The sequence below is a fragment of the Bacteroides sp. A1C1 genome (genome assembly GCF_004328515.1).
In the GTDB taxonomy this organism is placed as follows: domain Bacteria; phylum Bacteroidota; class Bacteroidia; order Bacteroidales; family Bacteroidaceae; genus Bacteroides; species Bacteroides uniformis.
In genome coordinates, this window is record NZ_CP036491.1 from 274,951 (window position 1) to 299,479 (window position 24,529).

At 48.6% G+C, this 24,529-nt stretch carries 18 protein-coding genes, 2 tRNA genes and 3 rRNA genes; 3 read left to right on the forward strand and 20 right to left on the reverse strand.

Features of this window, described 5'->3' with window-relative positions; translation table 11 throughout:
* Positions 1-105: 105 nt before the first annotated feature.
* Positions 106-612 carry an anaerobic ribonucleoside-triphosphate reductase activating protein gene (nrdG, locus tag EYA81_RS01165; RefSeq protein ID WP_117601373.1) on the forward strand — a complete coding sequence of 169 codons (507 nt, stop codon included), beginning with the start codon at positions 106-108 and terminating at the stop codon, positions 610-612.
* Between the two features lie 50 nt (positions 613-662).
* On the opposite strand, the gene EYA81_RS01170 is transcribed toward nrdG, so the two are convergent.
* Positions 663-2,009: a threonine/serine exporter ThrE family protein gene (locus EYA81_RS01170; protein ID WP_005827410.1), complete on the reverse strand. Its 1,347-nt coding sequence runs from the start codon at positions 2,007-2,009 to the stop codon at positions 663-665.
* A gap of 112 nt (positions 2,010-2,121) precedes the next feature.
* On the opposite strand from EYA81_RS01170, the gene EYA81_RS01175 reads away from it, so the two are divergent.
* Positions 2,122-2,844: a DUF6064 family protein gene (locus tag EYA81_RS01175; protein WP_057256453.1), complete on the forward strand. Its 723-nt coding sequence runs from the start codon at positions 2,122-2,124 to the stop codon at positions 2,842-2,844.
* A gap of 28 nt (positions 2,845-2,872) precedes the next feature.
* On the opposite strand, the gene gpmA is transcribed toward EYA81_RS01175, so the two are convergent.
* Positions 2,873-3,619: a 2,3-diphosphoglycerate-dependent phosphoglycerate mutase gene (gpmA, locus tag EYA81_RS01180; protein WP_005827407.1), complete on the reverse strand. Its 747-nt coding sequence runs from the start codon at positions 3,617-3,619 to the stop codon at positions 2,873-2,875.
* 36 nt (positions 3,620-3,655) lie between these two features.
* Positions 3,656-3,952 carry a hypothetical protein gene (locus EYA81_RS01185; RefSeq protein ID WP_005837364.1) on the reverse strand — a complete coding sequence of 99 codons (297 nt, stop codon included), beginning with the start codon at positions 3,950-3,952 and terminating at the stop codon, positions 3,656-3,658.
* A gap of 243 nt (positions 3,953-4,195) precedes the next feature.
* On the opposite strand from EYA81_RS01185, the gene fldA reads away from it, so the two are divergent.
* A complete protein-coding gene (gene fldA, locus EYA81_RS01190) occupies positions 4,196-4,702 on the forward strand; it encodes a flavodoxin FldA (RefSeq protein WP_131225283.1) in 507 nt (168 codons plus the stop codon).
* 125 nt (positions 4,703-4,827) lie between these two features.
* On the opposite strand, the gene EYA81_RS01195 is transcribed toward fldA, so the two are convergent.
* The 17 genes from EYA81_RS01195 to EYA81_RS01280 all read right to left on the reverse strand — a co-directional run bounded on the left by EYA81_RS01195 (position 4,828) and on the right by EYA81_RS01280 (position 24,438).
* Entirely contained in the window at positions 4,828-7,392 is a 2,565-nt protein-coding gene (locus tag EYA81_RS01195; RefSeq protein ID WP_131225284.1) for a glycosyltransferase family 1 protein, read from the reverse strand.
* A 30-nt stretch (positions 7,393-7,422) separates the two neighbouring features.
* Positions 7,423-9,084: a glycogen/starch synthase gene (locus tag EYA81_RS01200; RefSeq protein WP_117601379.1), complete on the reverse strand. Its 1,662-nt coding sequence runs from the start codon at positions 9,082-9,084 to the stop codon at positions 7,423-7,425.
* 295 nt (positions 9,085-9,379) lie between these two features.
* Entirely contained in the window at positions 9,380-9,799 is a 420-nt protein-coding gene (locus EYA81_RS01205) for an ATPase (RefSeq protein WP_005827396.1), read from the reverse strand.
* A 33-nt stretch (positions 9,800-9,832) separates the two neighbouring features.
* Positions 9,833-11,659 carry a V-type ATP synthase subunit I gene (locus tag EYA81_RS01210; protein ID WP_117601381.1) on the reverse strand — a complete coding sequence of 609 codons (1,827 nt, stop codon included), beginning with the start codon at positions 11,657-11,659 and terminating at the stop codon, positions 9,833-9,835.
* Complete coding sequence (locus EYA81_RS01215) at positions 11,656-12,261, reverse strand: V-type ATP synthase subunit D (protein ID WP_117601382.1); 606 nt, start codon at positions 12,259-12,261, stop codon at positions 11,656-11,658. The genes EYA81_RS01210 and EYA81_RS01215 overlap by 4 nt, the downstream gene beginning before the upstream one ends.
* Positions 12,262-12,381: 120 nt before the next feature.
* Positions 12,382-13,707 (reverse strand): V-type ATP synthase subunit B, encoded by a 1,326-nt coding sequence (locus tag EYA81_RS01220; protein WP_005827389.1) that lies wholly within the window; start codon positions 13,705-13,707, stop codon positions 12,382-12,384.
* Positions 13,708-13,847: 140 nt separating this feature from the next.
* Entirely contained in the window at positions 13,848-15,602 is a 1,755-nt protein-coding gene (locus EYA81_RS01225) for a V-type ATP synthase subunit A (protein WP_117601383.1), read from the reverse strand.
* Positions 15,603-15,621: 19 nt separating this feature from the next.
* Positions 15,622-16,461 (reverse strand): DUF2764 domain-containing protein, encoded by an 840-nt coding sequence (locus tag EYA81_RS01230; protein ID WP_117601384.1) that lies wholly within the window; start codon positions 16,459-16,461, stop codon positions 15,622-15,624.
* A 16-nt stretch (positions 16,462-16,477) separates the two neighbouring features.
* Positions 16,478-17,068: a hypothetical protein gene (locus EYA81_RS01235; RefSeq protein ID WP_117601385.1), complete on the reverse strand. Its 591-nt coding sequence runs from the start codon at positions 17,066-17,068 to the stop codon at positions 16,478-16,480.
* A gap of 312 nt (positions 17,069-17,380) precedes the next feature.
* A 5S ribosomal RNA gene (rrf, locus tag EYA81_RS01245) occupies positions 17,381-17,491 on the reverse strand.
* A 73-nt stretch (positions 17,492-17,564) separates the two neighbouring features.
* A 23S ribosomal RNA gene (locus EYA81_RS01250) occupies positions 17,565-20,442 on the reverse strand.
* 122 nt (positions 20,443-20,564) lie between these two features.
* Positions 20,565-20,638 (reverse strand) — tRNA-Ala (locus EYA81_RS01255).
* 56 nt (positions 20,639-20,694) lie between these two features.
* Positions 20,695-20,768, reverse strand: a tRNA-Ile gene (locus tag EYA81_RS01260).
* Positions 20,769-20,903: 135 nt separating this feature from the next.
* Positions 20,904-22,430: ribosomal RNA gene (locus EYA81_RS01265) — 16S ribosomal RNA — on the reverse strand.
* The 16S, 23S and 5S rRNA genes sit together here with 2 tRNA genes alongside, the layout of an rRNA operon.
* 717 nt (positions 22,431-23,147) lie before the next feature.
* The gene (locus tag EYA81_RS01275) at positions 23,148-23,621 is read right to left on the reverse strand and encodes an N-acetylmuramoyl-L-alanine amidase (protein WP_035448724.1); all 474 of its coding nucleotides are present in this window, start codon (positions 23,619-23,621) and stop codon (positions 23,148-23,150) included.
* A gap of 46 nt (positions 23,622-23,667) precedes the next feature.
* On the reverse strand, positions 23,668-23,769 hold the full coding sequence (locus EYA81_RS19105; protein WP_005837396.1) for a smalltalk protein: 102 nt from the start codon (positions 23,767-23,769) through the stop codon (positions 23,668-23,670).
* 156 nt (positions 23,770-23,925) lie between these two features.
* On the reverse strand, positions 23,926-24,438 hold the full coding sequence (locus EYA81_RS01280) for an HU family DNA-binding protein (protein ID WP_005837397.1): 513 nt from the start codon (positions 24,436-24,438) through the stop codon (positions 23,926-23,928).
* Between the last annotated feature and the right edge of the window lie 91 nt (positions 24,439-24,529).

A 24,529-nucleotide genomic window follows, 5' to 3' on the forward strand; every position in this document is an offset into this window, starting at 1 on the left:
GTGCAAAGCGGAGCTTCATTTTTAATGGTTGACGTTTAATTTTTAATGATTAATGTTCAGCTTTCTACCTGCGATGTTTAATTTTTAATTTTTAATTCCCTACTCATGCTTTCTATTCTCGACATTTTAGAAGATACCACAGTAGACGGTCCGGGCTTCCGGACCGCCATTTATGCTGCCGGATGCCCCAACGGTTGTCCCGGTTGCCACAATCCGGAGTCGTGGGACATCAACCGCGGGCACTGGATGAGTACGGAAGAGATTCTGGAAAAAGTCCTTGCCGACAACTTTGCAGACGTCACCTTCAGTGGTGGAGACCCGATGTTCCAGCCGGAAGGATTCACCCAACTGGCGCATGCCATCAAGGAGCGGAGCCGGAAAAACATCTGGTGCTATACGGGCTATACTTTCGAAAAGCTACTGCGCAACCCGCGCCAAGCCCAACTGCTGAAGTACATCGACGTACTGGTGGACGGCAAATTCAAGAAAGAACTGAGGGATGAGGAACTCTATTTCCGGGGAAGCCGCAACCAGCGTCTGATTGACGTACAGACATCCCTGCAAAAGGGGGAAACCGTAATTTACCACTATAATCCCCAAAAGGGCATTTAAAAAAGTATCCCGTCATTCTTCGCTTCGCTCCGAATGACGGGATACCTACATCACCATTCTATAAATTTCCCTCTTTCCCTGCGCTTCTGCAGCTCCTCCTGAAGAAAGCGCTGCCTATCCTTGGCGATATACCGGCGGGCAAAAATATTGGGCACCGCTACCCCCAGCGCTATGCAGAGAATAATCAGTGAAGCCGTGATGCCGTTGGAAACAACCGCCGTCACCTCGCCTACCACACCGTGCATATTGATAAGCCCGAAAAGTGCACGATACATCAGCACTCCCGGAATCATCGGGATGACAGAAGGAATCGTCAGTACGTGATTGGGAACATGGAACCAATGCACTGCCTTCACGGCTATCAGGCTGACAACCATGCTGCCCATGAACGAACCTATCACCGGTCCGTAACCCAATTCGAAATTGACAAAGTTACGCGTACAAACGGCAATGATACCGCCCACCGCAACAACCCACAACAAGCGCCGCTGTATGTTGAATATCATGGAAAATCCCATGGCAGCTATCGCCGCCGCAATGGCATACACCAGATAACTGTCATGAGGCACCATACTCAATTCGCTGAACTTCTTGTCAATCACGACATCCTCCACCGTCAGCAGGCGCATGGCTATTACAATGCCGAAGGCCATTGCACAGACCATCAGCACCGTATTCACAGCCCGCACAATGCCCACCTGGATATAATTGTCAATCATATCATCCACAAAGTTTATCAGCGGCACCCCCGGAACGATGAACAGTGCACACGCCAACAACGGATGATAGGGAGTTTCCGAGAGCCCGGCAAACGAAGACACATAGGCCAGACAGGTAGAAATCAATGCGGCAATGGCAATACTCATATAGTGATTGATGCCGAACTCCATGCAACGGGCACGGACGCGGAAACCGGCAAAAGCGCAGATAGAGGTAAACAGAAACGCCATCCAGTCACCACCGAACAGTTTGCAGAAACCTCCGCAGGCAAAGCCGGCACCGATGGCAACAACGTATGGCACATAGTTCCGCTTCTTGTTTTTGATTCTTTCCAGTTCCTCCTCATACTGGTCGAGGGAATAGTCATTCTCAATAGCCCGCCAGGACAGTTTGCTGATTTCGGAAATGGCAGTCATGTTGATGCCATGCTTTTCGCATTTCTGGAATTTGGAGAACGAATGCAGGCCGTCGCTCACATTCACCACCAGCATGGTATAACTTACGTCGATGTGGAGCTTTTCTTCCGGCAGCCCCAGATAGGCGGCAACACGGTTCAGGTTACGAACAACACGGTTTGTATCAGCCGCACTCTCCACCAGCAGCTGTCCGGTACGAAGCAATAAATCGAGTTTCCTGCGCAGCAGGGCAATCTCTTGTTCAGTCAAAGTCTTATCCATGAATCTTTTTACCTATTTTTTTGGAGGCACAAAGATAGGCAAAATGTAGAAAACGATTTCATTCTTTCGGCAGAAAACTCTACCTTTGCAGCCGTTTTTTTAATGGACACAAATGGAAATATTCTGGAATACTATCGCACAATACAACGAGGCCACCTGGTGGACACAGCTCCTCATCACCGCAGCAGGTATCCTGCTCACCACGCAGCTCTACCGGAAACCGACCTTATGGGCAAAACGCTCCATGAAAATCTACATGGTATTTCTGAACGGGTGGATATCCATCGTGTACTACATGATGTATTGCGGAGCGCGCGGACACCACCATATACTCGCCATCTTCTGGGGAGTGATTGCAGTGTTGTGGCTATGGGATTTGTTTACCGGCTACACTCCGTTCGAGCGCAACCCGAAATACAAGGTACTGGTGGGGGTACTCTATGCAATGCCTTTCCTCTACCCGCTCCTTTCGTGGGCACGCGGAATGGAATTTCCCATGATGACCACCACCGTGATGCCCTGCTCGGTAGCAGTTTTCACCATCGGGCTGCTGCTGGCTTTCTCGCGCAGGGTCAACCTGCTCGTCATTCTGTTCCTTTGCCACTGGGCGCTCATCGCCTTTTCCAAAGTCTACATCTACAAGATTCCCGAAGACCTGCTACTGGCAAGCGCCACCGTGCCTGCCATCTATCTGTTCTTCAAGAACTACTTTGAACAGAACTTGCACAAGGAAACCAAGCTGGGCGCACGGCTCATGAACTGTTTCCTTATCCTCATCTGTATAGTGGTCGGGGTACTGCTCAGCATGACGCTGCTCCATGGAATGAGAGGATAAAGAAATAGCGCGCTTCCGCGCGCCAAAATCATTTCTTCTTTCCCTGATTGGCCACAGCCTCCATCAATTTCTTTATCTCCTCGGGATCACCCAAGAAATAGTCTTTCGTCAAGTTCAGCTCATCGTCAAACTCAAAGACGTAGGGCACCGCCGTAGGCAGGTTCAGATGCACAATTTCATCGTCCGAAATATGCTTCAGATGCTTGATAATACCCCGCAGGCTATTGCCATGAGCCACTACCAGCAATTCGTCGGCCGTCTTCAGATTCGGGAAGATGACACATTTCCAGTAAGGCATGATACGCTCAATCGTATCTTTCAACGACTCCGTACGGGGCAGTTCGGCATCGGGCACTTCTTGATAACGGTCCTCAAAACGCGGATTACGCGGGTCATCCTCGGCCAATGCATGCGGAGCCACATCAAAGCTCCGGCGCCATACCAACACCTGCTCGTCACCGTACTTGGCAGCCGTCTCTGCCTTGTTCAGCCCTTGCAACTGGCCGTAGTGTTTCTCATTCAACCTCCACGATTTCTCCACCGGAATCCAGTCCTGGTCGAGGCGGTCCAGCACACAATCCAGTGTCTTCACGGCACGCTTCAGATAGGAAGTATACGCCTTCTTGAAGCGGAATCCCTTTTCTGCCAGCAGCTCACCCGCTCTTACAGCTTCAGCAACGCCTTTCTCTGTCAAATCAACATCCGTCCACCCCGTGAAGCGGTTTTCCTTATTCCATGCACTCTCGCCGTGGCGAAGCAAAACAATCTTTTTCATATAGTCTCCTTTCAGTTTTACCTATAGAACACCCGGCTACCTCCTCTTGTTCATGCAATAGCGGACCACATATACCAAAAGTATCAGAAACGCCACCCACACCATGCTGATGACCGGCAGGTAGCGGTTATACAAATATTCCCCTTCCTTCGGGACACGGTTGAAAGTACAGATTATGCAATTACAGCACGCATCGAGTGCATCATGCGAGAATACCGAAAAAACAATGATAGCCACCCCCGCAAGAAGCATCATCAAAGTCCCCCACACCAGCCACTTACCAGCCACGGAAGGATGGAATTGCGAATGAGTGGAATGTACGAATCTAACCATAAACACTTGTCTATTATTACCGGTACAAATGTCCTTCATTTTTAACAATCCGGCAATACCTACTTTTCATCAAAAAGAGAGTCTGCCATCCCAATTAGTAGGTAGCCACGACCTCTATAAACCACGCCACAAGCTAACCCGAAATGGGGAGCGGCACAACACTAAAAGCCCTACATGTAGGTATTTCACGTTCTCCGGCAAAGCCTTTACTTTGCAGCAAACAATTTAATCACTTTATTTACAATGAAAAAGACTGGTGTTTTTTATGGTTCCAGTACCGGAACCTGCGAAGAGTTGGCTAACCAGATAGCCAAAAAGTTGGGAGTTTCCTCCACCGACGTACATAGTGTTGACAAGATGACCGCCGATAAAATCAAGGAATATGAAGTGCTGGTTCTAGGTACCTCCACTTGGGGAGACGGCGAACTGCAGGACGACTGGTATGACGGCGTAAAAGTACTGAAGAGCACCGACCTTTCCATGAAGCTCGTAGCCCTATTCGGTTGCGGCGACTCCGAATCCTACTGCGACACATTCTGCGACGGCATCGGAGTACTCTACGAGGACTTGAAGGATAGTGGGTGTACCTTCTTGGGCAACAAAGTCAGCACGGACGGGTATTCCTTCTCCTCTTCCATCGCCGTGGTAAACGATGCATTCGTAGGACTTCCCCTCGACGAAGTGAACGAGAGTGACAAAACCGCCGAACGCATTGACGCCTGGACAGCCGAAATAAAAAGCAAGCTCTAGAAAAGAAACAGACCATCCGTTTAAAGTAAACGGATGGTCTGCCTGCATCATGCAGATGATATCTTTCATCTGAACAGACAATGTGTTCTGCCATATCGCAAACACATTATCTGTTTTTTATGCTCTTATACGAACCAGCGAACATAGCAGAAGTCTTGACGGTGAGGCAGGTCTGCATTCTTCGGGAACATACGGTAAGAAACCTTGAAGCTACCCGCATTTTCCAACTTGTGCTTAGCCTGGAATGTATAGAGGGTACCTTCTTTCTTCACTACATTGAACGGTTCTACGGAGTAAACGTGCTGTTTGCCATCCTGAGCCGTATAAGTAGTCACCAGTTCCAGACCGATGGCATCGTTCAAGCCCTTCTCGTCGATAACGTAAGTAATGGTGTATTCCTTACCGCTCTCGATGGAGCCTTTCACCAGGTCTTCAGTCTTTTCGCAAGACACCACTTCAATGCTGTCCCATTTTTCGGCAACTTCTTCCTTCCAGGCAGCTATTTCCTTAGCCTTGGCATAACCGTCGGCAGCCAGCATCTTGAAACGTTTGGCTTCCTTGATGTAGAACTTATCGTAATAGTCATCCAACTGGCGCTTCATTGTATAGTGGGGGGCAATCTGTGCGATGGAGTTTTTGATAGTCTTCACCCAACCTTCAGAATATCCCTTCTTGTTGCGTGCATAGAACAACGGCAGAATTTCCTGCTCAAGAATGCTGTAGATAGTAGCGGCATCGAGTTGGTCCTGATGTTCCTGATTCTGGTAAGTACGCTTTTCGGTCAATGCCCAACCGGCACCTTCGCGATAGCCCTCCAGCCACCAGCCGTCGAGTACGGAGAAGTTTACAACACCGTTCATCAACGCCTTCTCGCCGGAAGTACCGGATGCTTCGAGCGGACGTGTCGGAGTGTTCAGCCAGATATCCACACCTGAAACGAGGCGACGTGCCAACTGCATATCATAATTTTCCAGGAAGATAATCTTACCCAGGAACTCCGGACGGCGGGAAATCTCGATGATTCTCTTAATCAAGCCCTGACCTGCACCATCGTGCGGGTGAGCCTTGCCAGTGAAAAGGAACTGTACCGGATAGTCAGGGTTATTCACGATCTTGGACAGACGATCGAGGTCGGTGAACAGTAAGTGTGCACGCTTGTAGGTGGCGAAACGGCGTCCGAAACCTACCAGCAGGGCATTCGGATTGATTTTGTCCAGCAGGGAAACGATGCGTGAGGGATCACCTTGATTCTTCAACCAAGTTTCACGGTATTGCTTGCGGACATAGTCAATCAGTTTGTTCTTCATCACCATGCGCGTCTTCCAAATTTCTTCGTCGGACACGTTATAGATAGCCTCCCAAATCTTGGGGTTGGACTGGTCGTAGAGGAAGTTTTCATCAAAATGCGCAGCATAGAGATGTTTCCACTCCGTAGCGCTCCAAGTGGGGAAGTGTACACCGTTGGTAACGTAGCCCACATGACTTTCTTCGGGGAAGTAGCCCTTCCAGATGGAAGCGAACATCTCCTGGGAAACCTTCCCGTGCAACCAGCTCACACCGTTCACCTCTTGAGAAGTGTTGCAAGCGAATACAGACATACAGAAACGCTCGCCCTTGTCGCCCGGATTGTTACGTCCGAGGTCCATCAGGTCATCCCAGCTGATACCCATTCTTGAAGGATAGCCGCCCATGTACTTGCCGAAAAGACCTTCGTCGAAGTAGTCGTGACCGGCAGGAACCGGAGTATGTACAGTATAGAGAGAGGAAGCACGTACCAACTCGATAGCCTGGTCGTAAGTCAGACCTTCGGCCACGTAGTCACAGATGCGCTGTACGTTGATCAAAGCAGCATGTCCTTCGTTGCAGTGATAAATATCTTTCTTGATGCCCAGCTTCTTCAGCGTCAGAATACCGCCGATACCCAACAAAATCTCCTGCTTCAGACGGTTTTCCCAGTCACCGCCATACAGTTGGTGAGTGATGGAACGGTCGAACTCACTGTTCATTTCATTGTCTGTATCAAGCAGATAGAGGGAGATGCGTCCTACATTTACTCTCCACACATAAGCATGCACGTAGTAATCCAGATAAGGAACATCCACCACCACTTGTTGTCCATTCTCGTCCAATACACGATCGATGGGTAACTGTCCGAAGTTTTGCGCCTCGTAGTTGGCGATCTGCTGACCGTCCATAGACAAGGTTTGGGTAAAGTAACCATAGCGATACAAGAAACCGACTGCACACAAGTCAACGTTACTGTCGGAAGCCTCTTTCAAATAGTCACCGGCAAGTACGCCCAGACCACCGGAATATATCTTAAGTACGTGGTTCAAACCATACTCCATGCTGAAATAGGCAACAGACGGGCGCTTGCTGTCAGGCGTCACATCCATGTATGTACGGAATTTTGAATATACATCTTCCATTCTGCGCAGAATAACCTTATCGTTGGCAAGCGCTTCAAGTTTGGCATAACTCATACGCTCCAGCAGAAGTACGGGGTTCTGTCCCACTTCTTTCCAAAGGGCAGGTTCAAGATCTCTGAAGAGTTCGGTGGCTTCATAATTCCATGACCACCAAATGTTACGTGCCAGTTCAGACAGTTTCTCCAGTTCGGCAGGAATGTGCGATTTCACATTCACGTCTTTCCAGTTAGGAGTGTTTACATTACTAACTTTAATCTTCATTGTATGATAACTAATTGATTAATAATTCTTTTATCTTAATTGACGCTTCATGGCGTTGCACAGCGCAATATCATAAGCCTCATAGTAATACTTTATAAAATGCTTCCATAAGGCCTGCTCTGCCACCTGACCTGCACGTTTACGGATTTCCTTGATTTCGGCTTCTGTCTTGGTCGAGAACAAGGCTACGGTATCCTTTATGCCGTCTGCCACTTCGGAATAATTGTAATCCGAACGGTGCAGCACCTCCACTCCGTCGTCAATGCCATGCTGATTCTTCAGACTGTTCACCCAAAGTCCAAAACCGGCAAGGTCGGTGGTGATAGTGGGCACGCGGAAAGCCACGCTTTCCAGCGGGGTATATCCCCATGGTTCGTAATAAGACGGATAAACACTAAGATCTTCGCCTAAAATCAAGTCATAATAATGCTTGTTGAGAATACCGTCGTGGCCATCCTGATAGCAGGGTACAAAAATCACTTTCACCTTATCTTCGGGACGATTGCCCATACCGAGGTATTTCAGCATATCCAGCACCTGGTCGTGCGTCATATTGTGCAGCCAGTGAGTGATGAAAGGGCACTGTAACGGCTCGGTAAACTTATCCTTGCTCTTAAGGCGTTTCTGCAAATCCTCGCGGGGGTCTCCCACCCAACTAGGCACGTTGACAAACGCCAATACTTTCTTTTTCAAATCCTTATCCCGGTTCAGCCTATTCAATGATTCCAGGAACACATCAATGCCCTTATTCTTGAACTCATAGCGTCCGCTGGTACCGATAATCAGCGTATCATCACCCAAGTCCTCACCCAGCAGGCAGTTTGCCACACGCAACATGGTGGAACGGGCACGTTTGCGCTTGCCCGTGAAAGTGGCGCCTTTCGGTACAAAATCATCTTCAAAACCGTTCATCAGCACAACGTCCGCAGGCTTGTCAAGCAACTCCTTGCATTCGTTGTTTGTGATTTCGCTCACGGTAGTGAAGCAGTCCACATAATGAGCCGTCTGCTTTTCTATGGAATGCTTAGACTGCATATTCAACTCCTCCGCCATCTGGTCGCCGTTGTAAGCGAAGAGATAATCGTAGAGCGGCTTATTGTTGCCTGCTATGGAACGGCCGATGGACGTGGCATGTGTGGTGAAGATAGTCCCTATCTCGGGAACGGCAGACTGAAGATAGAGGGCGGCCATACCGGTCATCCACTCGTGTGCCTGGAACACCACTTTGTCTGTTTCCGTCAGATTATAGCGGTAGAAACTCTCTATCACCTTTCCGGTAGCGAAAGCAAACATGGATGCTTCGTCATAATCGCCATATCCATGCAGCGAATCCACTTGATAGCGGTTCCACATCTCTGTATAAATCTCATTTTTTTCTGCAAAGAACGGTTGGAAATCAACCAATATAACAATAGGTTCCCCCGGAATGTTCCAGCGTCCTACACGAACAGAGAGATTGTCTTTCAACGCAGCATATTTTTTCCACGCTGCGCAAAGGTTATCAGACTCAATGAACAAAGGGTTCTCTTTTCCCTGCCAGAAATCCGGCCCTATAAAGAATAATCTATCGCGAAATTTAGTCTGTAAAGTATTTGCCCTTGTAGACAAAACCGTATAGATACCGCCTACTTTATTACACACTTCCCAGCTCGCTTCGAAGATGTAATCGGGGGTAAGTAGTTCTTTAGTCATATTATGTTATAATCTCTTTATCTTAATTACGGCTGCAAAAGTACGTATTATTCTTTGAAAAATAGCCTTTTAATCGAAAAAACTGATTAAATATGCATAAACAATCGTTTACGGAATATCATAGTTTAGCCACAAAAGCCTCATGGGTTCGCCCATCCCTGCATTTTTCGTCTAAACTTCCCGAAGTTTAGACGGAGAATCCCTGGAGCTTTCAGTTGAATCCCCAAGGATTTAAACAAAAAGCTCCAGAGATTTCAGTTGTAAATCCCTGGAGCTTATTTTCTTATAATCCGGATTATACCATCAATGCAGCTACCAGCGCCAAAATAGCGTAGAATTCAGGAAGTGCGGCGTAAATCATTGTATTGGTCTGTACGTCGTGTCCTTGTGAGATACCCACGATACCGCTGGCACAAATCTGTCCCTGACGGATAGCGGAGAACAGACATACCAGCCCGACACCCAGTCCGATACCCAGCATCAAAGGGCCGTCCGTAGCAAAATCCCTGCCCATAGACATCAGGAAAGCCACGAAGCCGTAAAGTCCCTGCGTAGCCGGAAGAGCCGACAAAATCATATAACTTGCTGACTTGGAAGGGTCTTTCTTCAAAGCTCCTTCTGCCGCACTACCGGCGATTGTTGTACCGAAGCAACTGCCAATTCCTGCAAGGGCCAACATCAGGCCCAGACCGAGATAACCTAAAATTTCATTCATAATGTTTCTATTTTTATTTGTTTTTTAATTTGTTTATTTCTTTACTACTGTAAAAGGTTTGTAGGCTTCGCCCTTGCCTTCGTAACCGGAATTCTTGAAGTATTCCACGAATGTCAGACGGAGAGGATGGACGAAAGCGCTCAGGCAAGACATGGCGATATTCAGCGTATGCCCGAATATCAGTATCAGTCCGCAGAACAGCCAGCCCAGGGCAGGTCCTGCCGCATCGTTCACCATGAAGGCAAGCTGATTGAACACGCCGCCAAGCATACCGCCTGCCAGACCGAGGGCATAGAGACGGATGTAGGAAAGTATATCGCCCATCAGTCCGGTTGCCATGTTATAGGTGTCCCATACCCCGGCACCGATGTTGACAAATACATTCCGGTGGATGTTGTTCAGCAGGTAGATGCCAATGGCGGAAACACCGCCAATCACGATGAATGCCCATGTAGACACATCTTCCGAAATTATCTTGAAGAAGGAAAGTCCGCCGGTACAGATAAATCCCACTACCAGCAACAGCCATCCCCAGGCACTGAGCGACTCCTTGAAGCCGAAGCGCACGGTCTGCCCCACTGCCTTCACCGTCATGGCAATACAGATATGTACCGCACCGATAATCAGCGCCAGCAGCATTTGTTTGTCATAGGTGGTCTCGCCTATCTTGCCCACAATCATGAATTCCTTCAGTTTGGCGGGTATCTCCAGGTCGAAGAGGCTTACACCGAAGAATGTTCCCAGTATGGCACCGATGACGGCCGTGAATATACCCAGCGTAATCACCAGATTCATCATGCCTTTCATGGACTCGGACATCTTCTTTTTCAGGATGAACCCGAGTGCTATCAGCACCAAGCCGTAGCCCGCGTCTCCCATACAGAAGGCAAAGAAGAGCGAGAAGAACGGCGCAAGTATTGGCGTCGGGTCGAACTCTGCATAGTCGGGCATGCCGTACATTTTTGTAAGCACTTCGTACATGCGTGTATAGGCGTTGTTTTTCAACTTGATGGGAGCGTTGTCCTCGCGTCTGGCCGCCCTTATCTCATAATAAGTGCCGTTTTCATCGAGAAGTTTCCTCACATCCGCCTCGCAGTCTTCGGGAATCCAGCCTTCCATCAGCACTACGGCTCCTTCCGCCATCTGCTCGCTGTTCAGCTTGACTTTCAGCAGGTCTATTTCTCCTTGAAGCTGGAGGTTGTATTTCTCCAACGTACAGTAATTCGCCTTGCAGAAGTCTTTCAGCCCGGCATGTGCCTGCACAAGGGCTTCTTCCGTACCGGCTTTCTTCCGGCTCAGCTCGGAGAGGCTGAGTGAAGGCAGACGGAGCGGTTCCACATCCAGCTCTACCGGCTGGGGAGTGACGGTCACAAAATAAAGATGTCCGCCGTTCTCTTTCACCACGATGGCATTGTAGTCCTCTGCCCACGCTTCGTTATAGTCTTTCTCCGGGCAGGTGTAGAACTGCACGAACCAGCCGGCATCTTCCAGCCGGCGGATGGATTCCCAATCGAAATCACCCCAAGCCTCCATCTGTGCCACGTCCTTGTCAATGGCGGGAATCTGCTGGTTCAAGTCTTGTATACGTGCCTGCAAATCCTCATAGGATTTCACCAAAGCATCGGCAGACAACTCTTTATGCACCTTTTCTTCCGGCTGTTTGTCCGCCAGGGTGTACATGCTCTGAAGCATATTCTTGTAGAGCGTACGCTTCTGCATGAATCGCTGCAAGGTGTCGTCCATCTCGCCGCACTGCCTTTCCACAACGTGCACCACGCCCAGTTCCCGGATCTGTGCCAGAAACGCTTCGTACTCCTTATGATACACAAGGAACGTGAGCTTCTTCATTTTCGTAATCATGCCTCTGCCTCCTTCCTTTTCTCCTGATGGGACTTCATGATTTTCTGCGATGACTTGGAGAGGTTCTCCTCGTCTTCCATAAACCGCTTGATTTTGCGCAGAGCATCCTGATAGCCCGGAATCTGTACTTTCTCAAAAAGATTCACCTTCTGGGTGGTCTTTTTACGCGCATGTTCCAACAAATTCAACTTGGCAACGATAAATTCACGCTCGATGGCAGTATGTGCCAGCGACTTGAGCAGATGTAACCCGTCCGCATACCATTTGGGCGCATTGAACAAGCTGTAGGGACGTATCTCGAAATCTACATTCTCGAGCAATGGCACCCGTACACCGGCAATCTTCTTCACACCGAGATGAACATCGCTGACCTTTATCAATGAAGCGTCGAACTCATTCCAAAGGGCGAACATGGCTTCGTAAGCTTGGATTTCCTTTTCCAACCTCGCATCCAGCGCGGCAGCATCGCCCTTGCAACGCTTCACTTCCATACGCAGGGCACTCTCCTTGTTCTTGATGATGGGGAGTGTACGCACGCGCACCTTCAGTTGCTTTTCCAACTGCTGGAGGGAGGTTTTGTTATATTGAAACTTAATAGCCATTTTATTTACGATTTAACGATTTACGATTAGACGACTGAAGCTACTCAATTTCTCAATTTACAGATTTACAATTTCAGTAATATCAATCGTAAACCGTAAATCGTCTAATCGTACATTTATTTAGTTTGCTTTCGGCCAGAACTGGTCCACAAGCTCTTTCTTGATATTCACCTCTTCCGGACGGAAATACTTGCCGAACAGACTCCATGCCACATCGAGCATCTCTGTGGTATCGAGGTTGACATCGATGGCCAGCAGCTGGTTGGAGTAGTCCTTGGCAAAGGCAAGAGTACGTTCGTCGTAGTTCGTCAGGTCGAAACCGTTTTCAAGCTTGGTTTTGGCGTTGGCGGCATCGGCGTACAGACGTACGGCGGCATTCATCACCTGCGGATGGTCCTTACGTGTCTTTTTGCCCGTAACAAGCTGCTTCAGACGGGACAAGGAACGGAACGGGTCAACGATAACCTTACCGATGTCGCTGTCACGACGGAGGAACAACTGGCCTTCCGTGATATAACCCGTATTGTCGGGCACGGCATGCGTAATGTCGCCACCGGACAGAGTCGTCACCGCAATAATCGTGATGGAACCGCCGCTTGGGAATTGCACCGCCTTTTCGTATATTTTCGCCAAGTCCGAATAAAGGGAACCCGGCATGGAGTCCTTCGAAGGAATCTGGTCCATACGGTTGGACACGATGGCGAGCGCATCGGCGTAGGAAGTCATATCCGTAAGCAGCACCAGCACCTTTTCATTATTGTTCACAGCGAAATACTCGGCTGCCGTCAGTGCCATATCCGGAATCAGCAGACGCTCTACCGGAGGATTCTCGGTGGTATTCATAAAGCTGACGATACGGTCGAGCGCACCGGCATTGGAGAATACGTTCTTGAAGTAGAGGTAGTCATCGTTCGTCATACCCATACCGCCAAGGATAATCTTGTCAGTCTCCGCACGCAGAGCCACATTCGCCATCACCTGGTTGAAGGGCTGGTCGGGGTCGGCAAAGAACGGAATCTTCTGTCCGGACACCAGCGTATTGTTCAGGTCGATGCCTGCAATACCGGTTGCAATCAGTTCCGAAGGCTGCTTACGGCGCACCGGATTCACGGACGGACCGCCAATTTCCACCTCCTCGCCTTCAATGGCCGGACCACCGTCGATGGGGTCGCCAAAGGCGTTGAAGAACCGTCCGGCAAGCTGCTCGCTCACTTTGATTGTAGGAGCCTTGCCCAAGAATACTACCTCTGCATTGGTGGGAATACCTTCCGTACCCTCGAACACCTGCAAAGTCACTTCGTCGCCGGCAATCTTCACCACCTGGGCAAGTTTGCCGTTTACGGTCGCCAACTCGTCATACCCCACTCCGGTTGCCTTCAGCGAACACGTAGCTTTCGTAATCTGAGTAATCTTGGTATATATCTTTTGAAATGCTTTTGTTGCCATCTATTTATTTACAATTTAGCAATTTACTATTTACTATTTAAATCTCTGCCATCCTATTCTACTATTTTCCTATCTACAACCTCCGTACACCTGCATCCGCAAGGCAAATAGTAAATTGTAAACAGTCACATAGTACATCCTTAGGCTTTACGTTCCTCAACCAGTTCCTGCAACTGCTTATGGAACTTCTCGTATTCTTCCGACTTAAACTTCGAGTAGTTCATCTGCTTACAGATGTTAATCATCTTCTTGAAGTAATCCATTACTTCGTTGAAGTTGTCGAACTCAAATTCGGTATGACAGATTTCTATTACCATATTCAGAATCTCCTCCTGACGCTCCATCGGAGTCACGGCATCAACTTCGTCAAAGGCATCCTGCTGCAGGATAACGAAGTCAATCAGTTCCGATTTCCAGAAAGTCACGTGATATTCTACGGGCACGCCGTCGTCACCCAGGATGTTGATTTGCTCGGCAATCTCCTTACCACGCTGCAAACGGGTCTTGATTTCATTCACCTTGCCAATCCAATCACCGTTGATGTGCTTGGTGATATACTCCTCGAATTCAGGGTATTCAATGTATTTGGAATACGAGTCAATCGGATTTACGGCAGGATAACGCTTCTTGTCAGCACGGTCCTGCTCAAGGGCATAGAAGCAGCGAGCCACCTTCTTCGTATTCTCGGTTACCGGCTCCTTCAGGTTACCGCCCGCAGGCGATACCGTACCGATGAAAGTAATGGAACCGGACTCGCCGTTGTTCAGCTTCACATAACCCGCACGGCCGTAGAAGTTGGAGATGATGGAGGACAAGTCCATCGGGAAGGCATCGGGACCGGGCAACTCCTCCATACGGTTGGACATCTCGCGCAATGCCTGCGCCCAACGTGAGGTGGAGTCCGCCATCAGCAGCACCTTCAATCCCATGCTCCGGTAGTATTCCGCAATCGTCATTGCCGTGTAGACAGATGCCTCACGGGCAGCCACCGGCATGTTCGAAGTATTGGCGATGATAATCGTACGTTCCATCAGCTTCCGTCCCGTATGCGGGTCAACCAATTCGGGGAATTCTGTAAAGATTTCCACAACCTCGTTGGCACGCTCACCGCAGGCAGCGATGATTACGATGTCCGCTTCCGCCTGTTTTGAAATGGCATGCTGTAGTACCGTCTTTCCTGTACCGAACGGACCGGGGATAAAGCCCGTACCACCTTCCACAATCGGGTTCACGGTATCGATTACGCGCACACCGGTTTCCAGCAGTTTGAAAGGACGCGGTTTTTCCTTATAGTTGGTCATGGCACGCTTCACGGGCCATTTCTGTATCATGTTCACCCGGATGTCATTGCCTTCGCCATCCGTCAGCACTGCAATGGTATCCTCAATGCTGTAATCACCTTCCTTTGCGATGGATTTCACGGTGCACACACCTTTCTGTTCAAAAGGCACCATGATTTTCAGAGGCTGGAAGTTCTCGTCCACTTGTCCCAGCCAGGCAGCGGCTTCCACTTGGTCGCCCACCTTTGCCAAAGGCACAAAATGCCATTTGCTTCCTTTATCCAGCGGATAGGTATATTGCCCGCGTTTCAGGAAAACGCCATCCATCTTGTCGAGGTCGTTTTGCAGACCGTCGTAGTTCTTCGAAAGCATACCGGGCCCCAGTGTCACTTCGAGCATATGTCCGGTAAACTCGGCTTCGGCCCCCACTTTCAGTCCGCGGGTACTCTCAAATACCTGCACGTAGACCTGGGTACCTACTACCTTAATCACCTCCGCCATCAACTTGTCTCCTCCGGTCGAGATATAACAAATCTCATTCTGCGCTACCGGTCCGTCGACGACGAGGGTCACCATGTTGGCTATTACGCCACTAACAGTTCCTTTTGTTGCCATATATTTTTAGTTGTTTATTTTATCTGAATTCTGCGGGTATCTGCACATCGTCTTTCAAGGCAGCGATAATGCTGCGGAACAGTTGGTTACCCTTCTCTTTATCCAACGAAATCCACCGTTCTATCATCTCCAGCTGTAGCAGGAAGACAAACAGACGTTCCACGGTAAAGTAATCGAAGAATGTGGCCTCCTCCATCCAGTCCCAGCGAAGCTGGTCCAGCTTCTTTTCCCGGTCCACCAGTTCCTCCATCTCACTGATTTTCACCAGCTGCTCCAGATAATCCACCTCAGTACCCAGACCGAAGTCACGGGCATTGGAAGTACGCAGAGCCTCGCACACTTCCGTATCACCCACAATCAGCGGAGCAATGTCCAGCTTGAACTTACGTGCTGTGAGCGCCACCAATATATTATTGAGAGTGAGGTTGAAACCAAACCAGGAAGACACAAACTGATTCTTACATTCCATGGCATAGGCGTAATAGAGCGCTGCCAGGCGGTCTTCATACAAGAAACCGTCCTCGGCAGGCAGGCTGAAGTATTCGGAAATGAACGTGGAGAGATAAGATGGGAATACACTGTCAGAGACTTCGTCGCCATCCTTCAGTCGTGAGATATATTCCGCCAGTTCCTCCGACGAATAGTTTCCGCGCGGGTCGATGGCAGCATCCTTATCCTTCAATAGTTTCAAGACATTCGCATTGTCGAATTTCAGATAAAACAAATCTATCAACTTTTTATCATCTTCCGACAAGGCAGGATATAGTTCCGTCCTGAAATCGGCTACTGTATAGCTCAGTTTACTGTCTTCCAGAGTAAGTTCAGGCAAACCGGCTACCAAGTAATAGTATTTACTCATAATCCTGTGGGAGTTTTTAGAACAGCATTTCCACTAATTGCGGACGCAGGAATTCCTTGAAGTAATTCATAAATTCTTCTTCGCCGAAGTTCACCTTGTACGAACCATCGGCAGGCGATACGGAGAACAAGGTTTTGATGCCATTCACTTGCTCAATCTTCACACCCTTGTCCAGCAGGTCTTTCGCCTTCGCTGCGAAATATTTCGTCAAGCCTTCCGCATCCGCAGTAGAGATAACGATTGGTTCGTTCACACTCCATTTGGACGCCAATGCAACGATGAAGGCATTAAGATAATTCTTGTTTGCAGCAAATGCCTTTACATCGGCATTCACAATGTTGTCCGTCACCAACGTAGCGATTTCGGACTTCAGAGCATTCACAGCCTGACCGGCAAACAACTTTAATTCAGATTTTGTATTCTCTGCCAGTTCATCGGCAGACTTATGGGCGGTAGCCACGATAGAATCCGCTTCCTTACGTGCATCCTCTATAATTCTCTTGGCTTCTTCCTGAGCTTTTGCGATAAGTTTCTGTGCCTCTTCATTTCCTTTCTCTACGCCTTCGCGGTAGATCTTATCGGTCAGCTCTTGAATCTTGTTTTCCATATTTGCAGGAGTTATTATATGATTTATATTACAATATTAATTGCGTGATTTTTTCCCTTCCTATTAGATTCACGCCAAATTTACAAAAATCCATTTGATATTGAATAGAAAGAAAGGAAGAAAAGTTCTTGCTCTTCCAAAAAAAACTCGTTTTACACCAACTTTGTTCTGTAATGATAACAAAAGAATGACAAAAGAAGCAGAAAATACGTCTACAACAACGCATGGCAAGGATTAAGGGGAGCAGTTCCGGAGGTATCTAAAACGAACGAAGCCTCCGTATCCTTATCAGACACGGAGGCTTCTTCTGAAAAACGGCGACTACCTACTCTCCCACTGTTACGCAGTACCATCGGCGTGACCGGGCTTAACTTCTCTGTTCGGAATGGGAAGAGGTGGAACCCCGGTGCTGTAGTCACCTGAATAAGGTAGACATGATGCGAAAAAAGCAAAGCATTCATTTATGGCTGAACGTATATACCTCCATACAAGGCAAGGCAAAAAGTGAACGGGCAATTAGTAACGCTCGGCTATGACATCGCTGCCTGTACACCTGCGTCCTATCAACGTTGTAGTCTACAACGACCCTGAGAAATCTAATCTTGTGGCTGGCTTCGTACTTAGATGCTTTCAGCACTTATCCAATCCCGACTTAGATACCCGGCAATGCACCTGGCGGCACAACCGGTAAACCAGAGGTCAGTCCAACACGGTCCTCTCGTACTAGTGTCAGAGCCACGCAAATTTCATGCGCCCACGATAGATAGAGACCGAACTGTCTCACGACGTTCTGAACCCAGCTCGCGTGCCACTTTAATGGGCGAACAGCCCAACCCTTGGGACCTTCTCCAGCCCCAGGATGTGACGAGCCGACATCGAGGTGCCAAACCCCTCCGTCGATATGAGCTCTTGGGAGGGATCAGCCTGTTATCCCCGGAGTACCTTTTATCCTTTGAGCGATGTCCTTTCCATACAGAAACACCGGATCACTATGCTCTAGTTTCCTACCTGATCGACTTGTGAGTCTCCCAGTCAAGCGCCCTTATGCCATTACACTCTGCCGACGGTTACCAATCGTCGTGAGGGCACCTTTAGAAGCCTCCGTTACGCTTTTGGAGGCGACCACCCCAGTCAAACTACCCACCAAACAGTGTCCCCGCAACAGCGGGTTAGAACTCAAATAATCAAAGGGCCGTATTTCAACAGCGGCTCCACGAACACTGGCGTGCCCGCTTCAAAGCCTCCGGCCTATCCTACACATCAATTACCCAAATTCAATGTTAAGCTATAGTAAAGGTTCACGGGGTCTTTTCGTCCCATCGCGGGTAATCGGCATCTTCACCGATACTACAATTTCACTGAGCTCACGGTTGAGACAGCGTCCAGATCATTACACCATTCGTGCAGGTCGGAACTTACCCGACAAGGAATTTCGCTACCTTAGGACCGTTATAGTTACGGCCGCCGTTTACTGGGGCTTCAATTCAACGCTTCTCTTGCGATGACGTCTCCTCTTAACCTTCCAGCACCGGGCAGGTGTCAGGCTGTATACTTCATCTTTCAATTTTGCACAGCCCTGTGTTTTTGTTAAACAGTTGCCTGGACCTATTCTCTGCGCCTCAATTGCTTGAGGACCCTTTATCCCGAAGTTACAGGGTCAGTTTGCCTAGTTCCTTAACCGTGAATCACTCAAGCGCCTTAGTATATTCAACCCGACTACGTGTGTCCGTTTGCGGTACGGGTACCGTAAGGATTAAGTTTAGCGGATTTTCTTGGAAGTATGATTACACGCACTATTGGATTGTCCAGAAGGACGCTCCATACTGTCAGGTTCGACTCTCATTCCGGATTTGCCTGGAACAATCAACATCTACACCCTTCAACGGACTATTCCGTCAGTCCGCGGCGCTGTCACGACTCCGTCTCCACGTCACTCCTTAAGGTAGTACCGGAATATTAACCGGTTCTGCCATCGGCCTCGCCGTTCGGCTGAGCCTTAGGACCCGACTTACCCTGATCCGATTAGCGTTGATCAGGAAACCTTAGTCTTTCGGCGAGGGGGTTTCTCACCCCCTTTATCGTTACTTATACCTACATTTGCTTTTCCACACGCTCCAGCAAGGCTCACGCCTTACCTTCGACGCTGAGTGGAATGCTCCCCTACCGATGATTTCTCATCCCAAAGCTTCGGTAGAATACTTATGCCCGATTATTATCCACGCCAAACTCCTCGACTAGTGAGCTGTTACGCACTCTTTAAATGAATGGCTGCTTCCAAGCCAACATCCTAGCTGTCTTAGCAATCTGACTTCGTTAGTTCAACTTAGTATTCATTTCGGGACCTTAGCTGTTGGTCCGGATTGTTCTCCTTTAGGACATGGACCTTAGCACCCATGCCCTCACTCCTGACATAGAACTGACACGCATTCGGAGTTTGTCAAGACTTGATAGGCGGTGAAGCCCTCGCATCTTATCAGTCGCTCTACCTCATGTCAGTATAAGTCAAGGCTGCACCTAAATGCATTTCGGGGAGTACGAGCTATCTCCAAGTTTGATTAGCCTTTCACCCCCACCCTCAGGTCATCCAGAAGCTTTTCAACGCTTATTGGTTCGGTCCTCCAGATGGTGTTACCCATCCTTCAACCTGCCCAAGGGTAGATCACTTGGTTTCGCGTCTACTCCTTCCGACTATACGCCCTGTTCAGACTCGCTTTCGCTTCGGCTGCGGATCTGAGATCCTTAACCTCGCCGGAAAAAGTAACTCGTAGGTTCATTATGCAAAAGGCACGCCGTCACACTAAAAGTGCTCCGACCGCTTGTAGGCACATGGTTTCAGGAACTATTTCACTCTTCTGTTCGAAGTGCTTTTCACCTTTCCTTCACAGTACTGGTTCACTATCGGTCTCTCGGGAGTATTTAGCCTTACCGGATGGTCCCGGCAGATTCACGCAGAATTCCTCGTGCTCCGCGCTACTCAGGATACCACTAGGCTTCGGTTGGCTTCGCATACGCAGCTATCATGCTCTATGGCTGTACTTTCCAGAACATTCTGCTCACCAACTTTCTTGCCACAACGTGGTCCTACAACCCCACACATGCCGTAACATGGATGGTTTGGGCTGTTCCCCGTTCGCTCGCCACTACTGGGGGAATCATTATTTATTTTCTTTTCCTGCAGGTACTAAGATGTTTCAGTTCCCTGCGTTAGCCTCCCGCATTGCGGGATGATATCCCTTCAGGATATCGGGTTGTCCCATTCGGAAATCCGCGGATCAAAGGTCATTTGCACCTACCCGCGGCTTATCGCAGCTTATCACGTCCTTCATCGCCTCCGAGAGCCAAGGCATCCGCCATGTGCCCTTACTTACTTTTTGTCTTACCGATCACGTATGGTCGATATATACTTTCAGCTTTCAACTTTACTTTTTTTGGTCACATCATGTCAAAGATCGTTGTCAAGGATTAAGGATTAAAGATAATTCCTAATCTTGAGAAGTGGAGAATAACGGATTCGAACCGTTGACCCCCTGCGTGCAAAGCAGGTGCTCTAGCCAGCTGAGCTAATCCCCCTTCACCATTGATGAAAGACCCGCTAAATCGTAACCGGTCGGTCACCAACTGAGAAGTAGTCCCAGGCAGAGTTGAACTGCCGACCTCTACATTATCAGTGTAGCGCTCTAACCAACTGAGCTATAGGACTGTCAGTCAAACCCTCGCCTTACGGCTCGGCTTCTACTTTTCTCGTATATTTTAATAAACAAGTACGCGCAGTACAAGAGGTTCTTATGGAAGCATAACTTCAAGAACCAACGATCGAGTCGAGACGTCACTCCAGAAAGGAGGTGTTCCAGCCGCACCTTCCGGTACGGCTACCTTGTTACGACTTAGCCCCAATCACCAGTTTTACCCTAGGGCGCTCCTCGCGGTTACGCACTTCAGGTACCCCCGGCTTTCATGGCTTGACGGGCGGTGTGTACAAGGCCCGGGAACGTATTCACCGCGCCGTGGCTGATGCGCGATTACTAGCGAATCCAGCTTCATGGAGTCGGGTTGCAGACTCCAATCCGAACTGAGAGAGGTTTTAGGGATTAGCATCACGTCACCGTGTAGCTGCCTTCTGTACCCCCCATTGTAACACGTGTGTAGCCCCGGACGTAAGGGCCGTGCTGATTTGACGTCATCCCCACCTTCCTCACATCTTACGACGGCAGTCTCGACAGAGTCCCCAGCATAACCTGATGGTAACTATCGATAAGGGTTGCGCTCGTTATGGCACTTAAGCCGACACCTCACGGCACGAGCTGACGACAACCATGCAGCACCTTCACAAATGCCTTGCGGCTGATCTGTTTCCAGAACATTCATTTGCAATTTAAGCCCGGGTAAGGTTCCTCGCGTATCATCGAATTAAACCACATGTTCCTCCGCTTGTGCGGGCCCCCGTCAATTCCTTTGAGTTTCACCGTTGCCGGCGTACTCCCCAGGTGGAATACTTAACGCTTTCGCTTGGCCGCTTACTGTATATCGCAAACAGCGAGTATTCATCGTTTACTGTGTGGACTACCAGGGTATCTAATCCTGTTTGATACCCACACTTTCGAGCATCAGCGTCAGTTACAGTCCAGCAAGCTGCCTTCGCAATCGGAGTTCTTCGTGATATCTAAGCATTTCACCGCTACACCACGAATTCCGCCTGCCTCTACTGTACTCAAGACACCCAGTATCAACTGCAATTTTACGGTTGAGCCGCAAACTTTCACAACTGACTTAAGCATCCGCCTACGCTCCCTTTAAACCCAATAAATCCGGATAACGCTCGGATCCTCCGTATTACCGCGGCTGCTGGCACGGAGTTAGCCGATCCTTATTCATACGGTACATACAAAAAGGCACACGTGCCTAACTTTATTCCCGTATAAAAGAAGTTTACAACCCATAGGGCAGTCATCCTTCACGCTACTTGGCTGGTTCAGACTCTCGTCCATTGACCAATATTCCTCACTGCTGCCTCCCGTAGGAGTTTGGACCGTGTCTCAGTTCCAATGTGGGGGACCTTCCTCTCAGAACCCCTATCCATCGATGGCTTGGTGGGCCGTTACCCCGCCAACAACCTAATGGAACGCATCCCCATCAATGACCGAAATTCTTTAATAGCTGAAAGATGCCTTTCAGATATACCATCGGGTATTAATCTTTCTTTCGAAAGGCTATCCCCGAGTCATCGGCAGGTTGGATACGTGTTACTCACCCGTGCGCCGGTCGCCAGCAAAGAAAGCAAGCTTTCTTCCTGATGCCCCTCGACTTGCATGTGTTAAGCCTGTAGCTAGCGTTCATCCTGAGCCAGGATCAAACTCTTCATTGTAAAAGTATCGTGACTGCGCAAATTAAAAAAATTAATATGCGACAGCTTGTTATCTGTTCAGGACGCTCGAATTCAAAAGTTTATCTTTACCTATATAAAATAAGTATTGACGGTTCTCTTGTTTTACCCAAGGCTTTCCCCATTGATAAGGAAAAACCTTGCTCTTGTACTACTTGTATTGTTTATGTAAATCTGTTCAAAGATCGCTCGTTTCACGATTGCTGTTCTTTTCAGAAAGCGGATGCAAAGGTAAGAACTTTTAAGTATATCCTCCAAATATTTTCGGAAGTTTTTTCTTTTTTTCTGTATTTTCAAATCCTTTAAACAAGGATAAGAAAAGTAAAACAAGAAAAATTCTTTTTCTTTGCGAATCGGACTGCAAAGATAAAGAGAATTATTAATAAGCTCCAAATATTTTTCGAAAAATATTTTTATCTCTCTTTATTTCTCTGTGTCACCTTCCACACTTCTGTCTCAGTATTTCAATCTTACCACTTTCCTTCTCTTGGAAAGCGAGTGCAAAGGTATAGGATTTAACAATACAAGCCAAACATATCTATCATTTTCTTTTAATAAAAATGAAACTTTTTTGTAACTTACTGATTCATAAAAGCATTTCGCATGAACAATTTTGAAGAAAGGAAAAAGAGAGAAAATAACTATACATTATATATATACGTGCGCGAGAAAAGCACAAAGAAAGAGAATAAAAACATTTTATAAGCATGCCGGATTGGGTGGTGGCGGTTCTGTCAGTATAGTCGCCGCATCAAAGCAGGGACATTGTTTCACCCACTCTTCCGGCTCTATCTCCCCGTTATGGTTCAGGTCGGGGCTCAGGTCGCGGTGACCGCAAAGCCGGGAACCGGGATAATCCTTCAGCAGCAGCAACACAAGCACACGCAGGGAGTGCTTTTGGAAAAGGGTGCGTGTATCGGCAGGGCGACCGCACTCGTCAAGACCGCCTTCGTAGCAGACACCGATGCTACCTGCATTCCACCCCCGGACATGGGCACCAGGCAGGGACAAGGGACGCAGGGACTTGATGTCACCGTTCTTGCGGATATAAAAATGATAACCTGCGCCGGAGAAGCCCCGGCGCAGGTGGTCTGTCGTCAAGTCGTGCTCCGTATAGCAGCGGTCGCAGCGGGTGGCGGAACAATGGACGACGATAAGATTGATGAATCTCATGAGAATTAAAAATTAGAAATTAAAAATTAAAAGTGAAGGAAACCCGCTACACTGTCATGGCATGGGCGCTCAGGGCACCAATAAGCGCGGAGGCTACAGCGATTATCACTTTCAGAATCTTATCCCAAACGGATGATTTTGTACTCATAAAATTAAGGATTAATGGTTAAGAATTAATGGTTAAGGATTAGTGATTAAGGATTAATGGCTAATGATTAATGGTTAATCATTAGGGATTGATTAGCGATAAACGATTTGCTTGTGTTCATTAACCCTTAATCACTAACCATTAATCATTCCTTTTTTATCCCAGCGGATTTTCGCCCTGGTCGCCGTCGTCGCCGGAGCCGCCTCCGGAACCACCGCCTTGATTGCCGCCGCCGGAGCCGCCCTCCTCGGGCTTGTCGAGCACAAAGCCCACATTCGCCGGGCTACGGGTCACGGCGGTACTGCCGTTCACCAGCTTCAACTCCTTGTCGGGGATAAAGCGGATATTCACCTTCGAGATATTGCGCACCGTACATTTGTCCGAGGCCTCCATGCCGGGACAGCGGAACGTCATGTGGAAAGTGCCCAGCTGGTTCAGCTTCACCTTGTCGCCGTTGGCAAGGTTGCCTTGAATCTCCTCCACCAGGGCTTCGATGACGTGCTTCACGTCGCCCTTCGTCATGGCACAGTTTTTCTGAATGGAGGCGGCAAGGACATCGATGTCCACGGTGCCGCAGGTCTTGGGTTTCTGACGGAGATAGTACAACATGGGCGAAGCCGGGTTGCTCACGATTTTACGGCGCTGGAAGCGCTCTACAATTACATCCATAAATTTAAAAAGTTAAGGTTTAAGTTAAGAAAAATGAGTTATAAGAGAGAAGTGGGTAAGGGAAGGGATAGGGCGCCCGAATCAATGATTA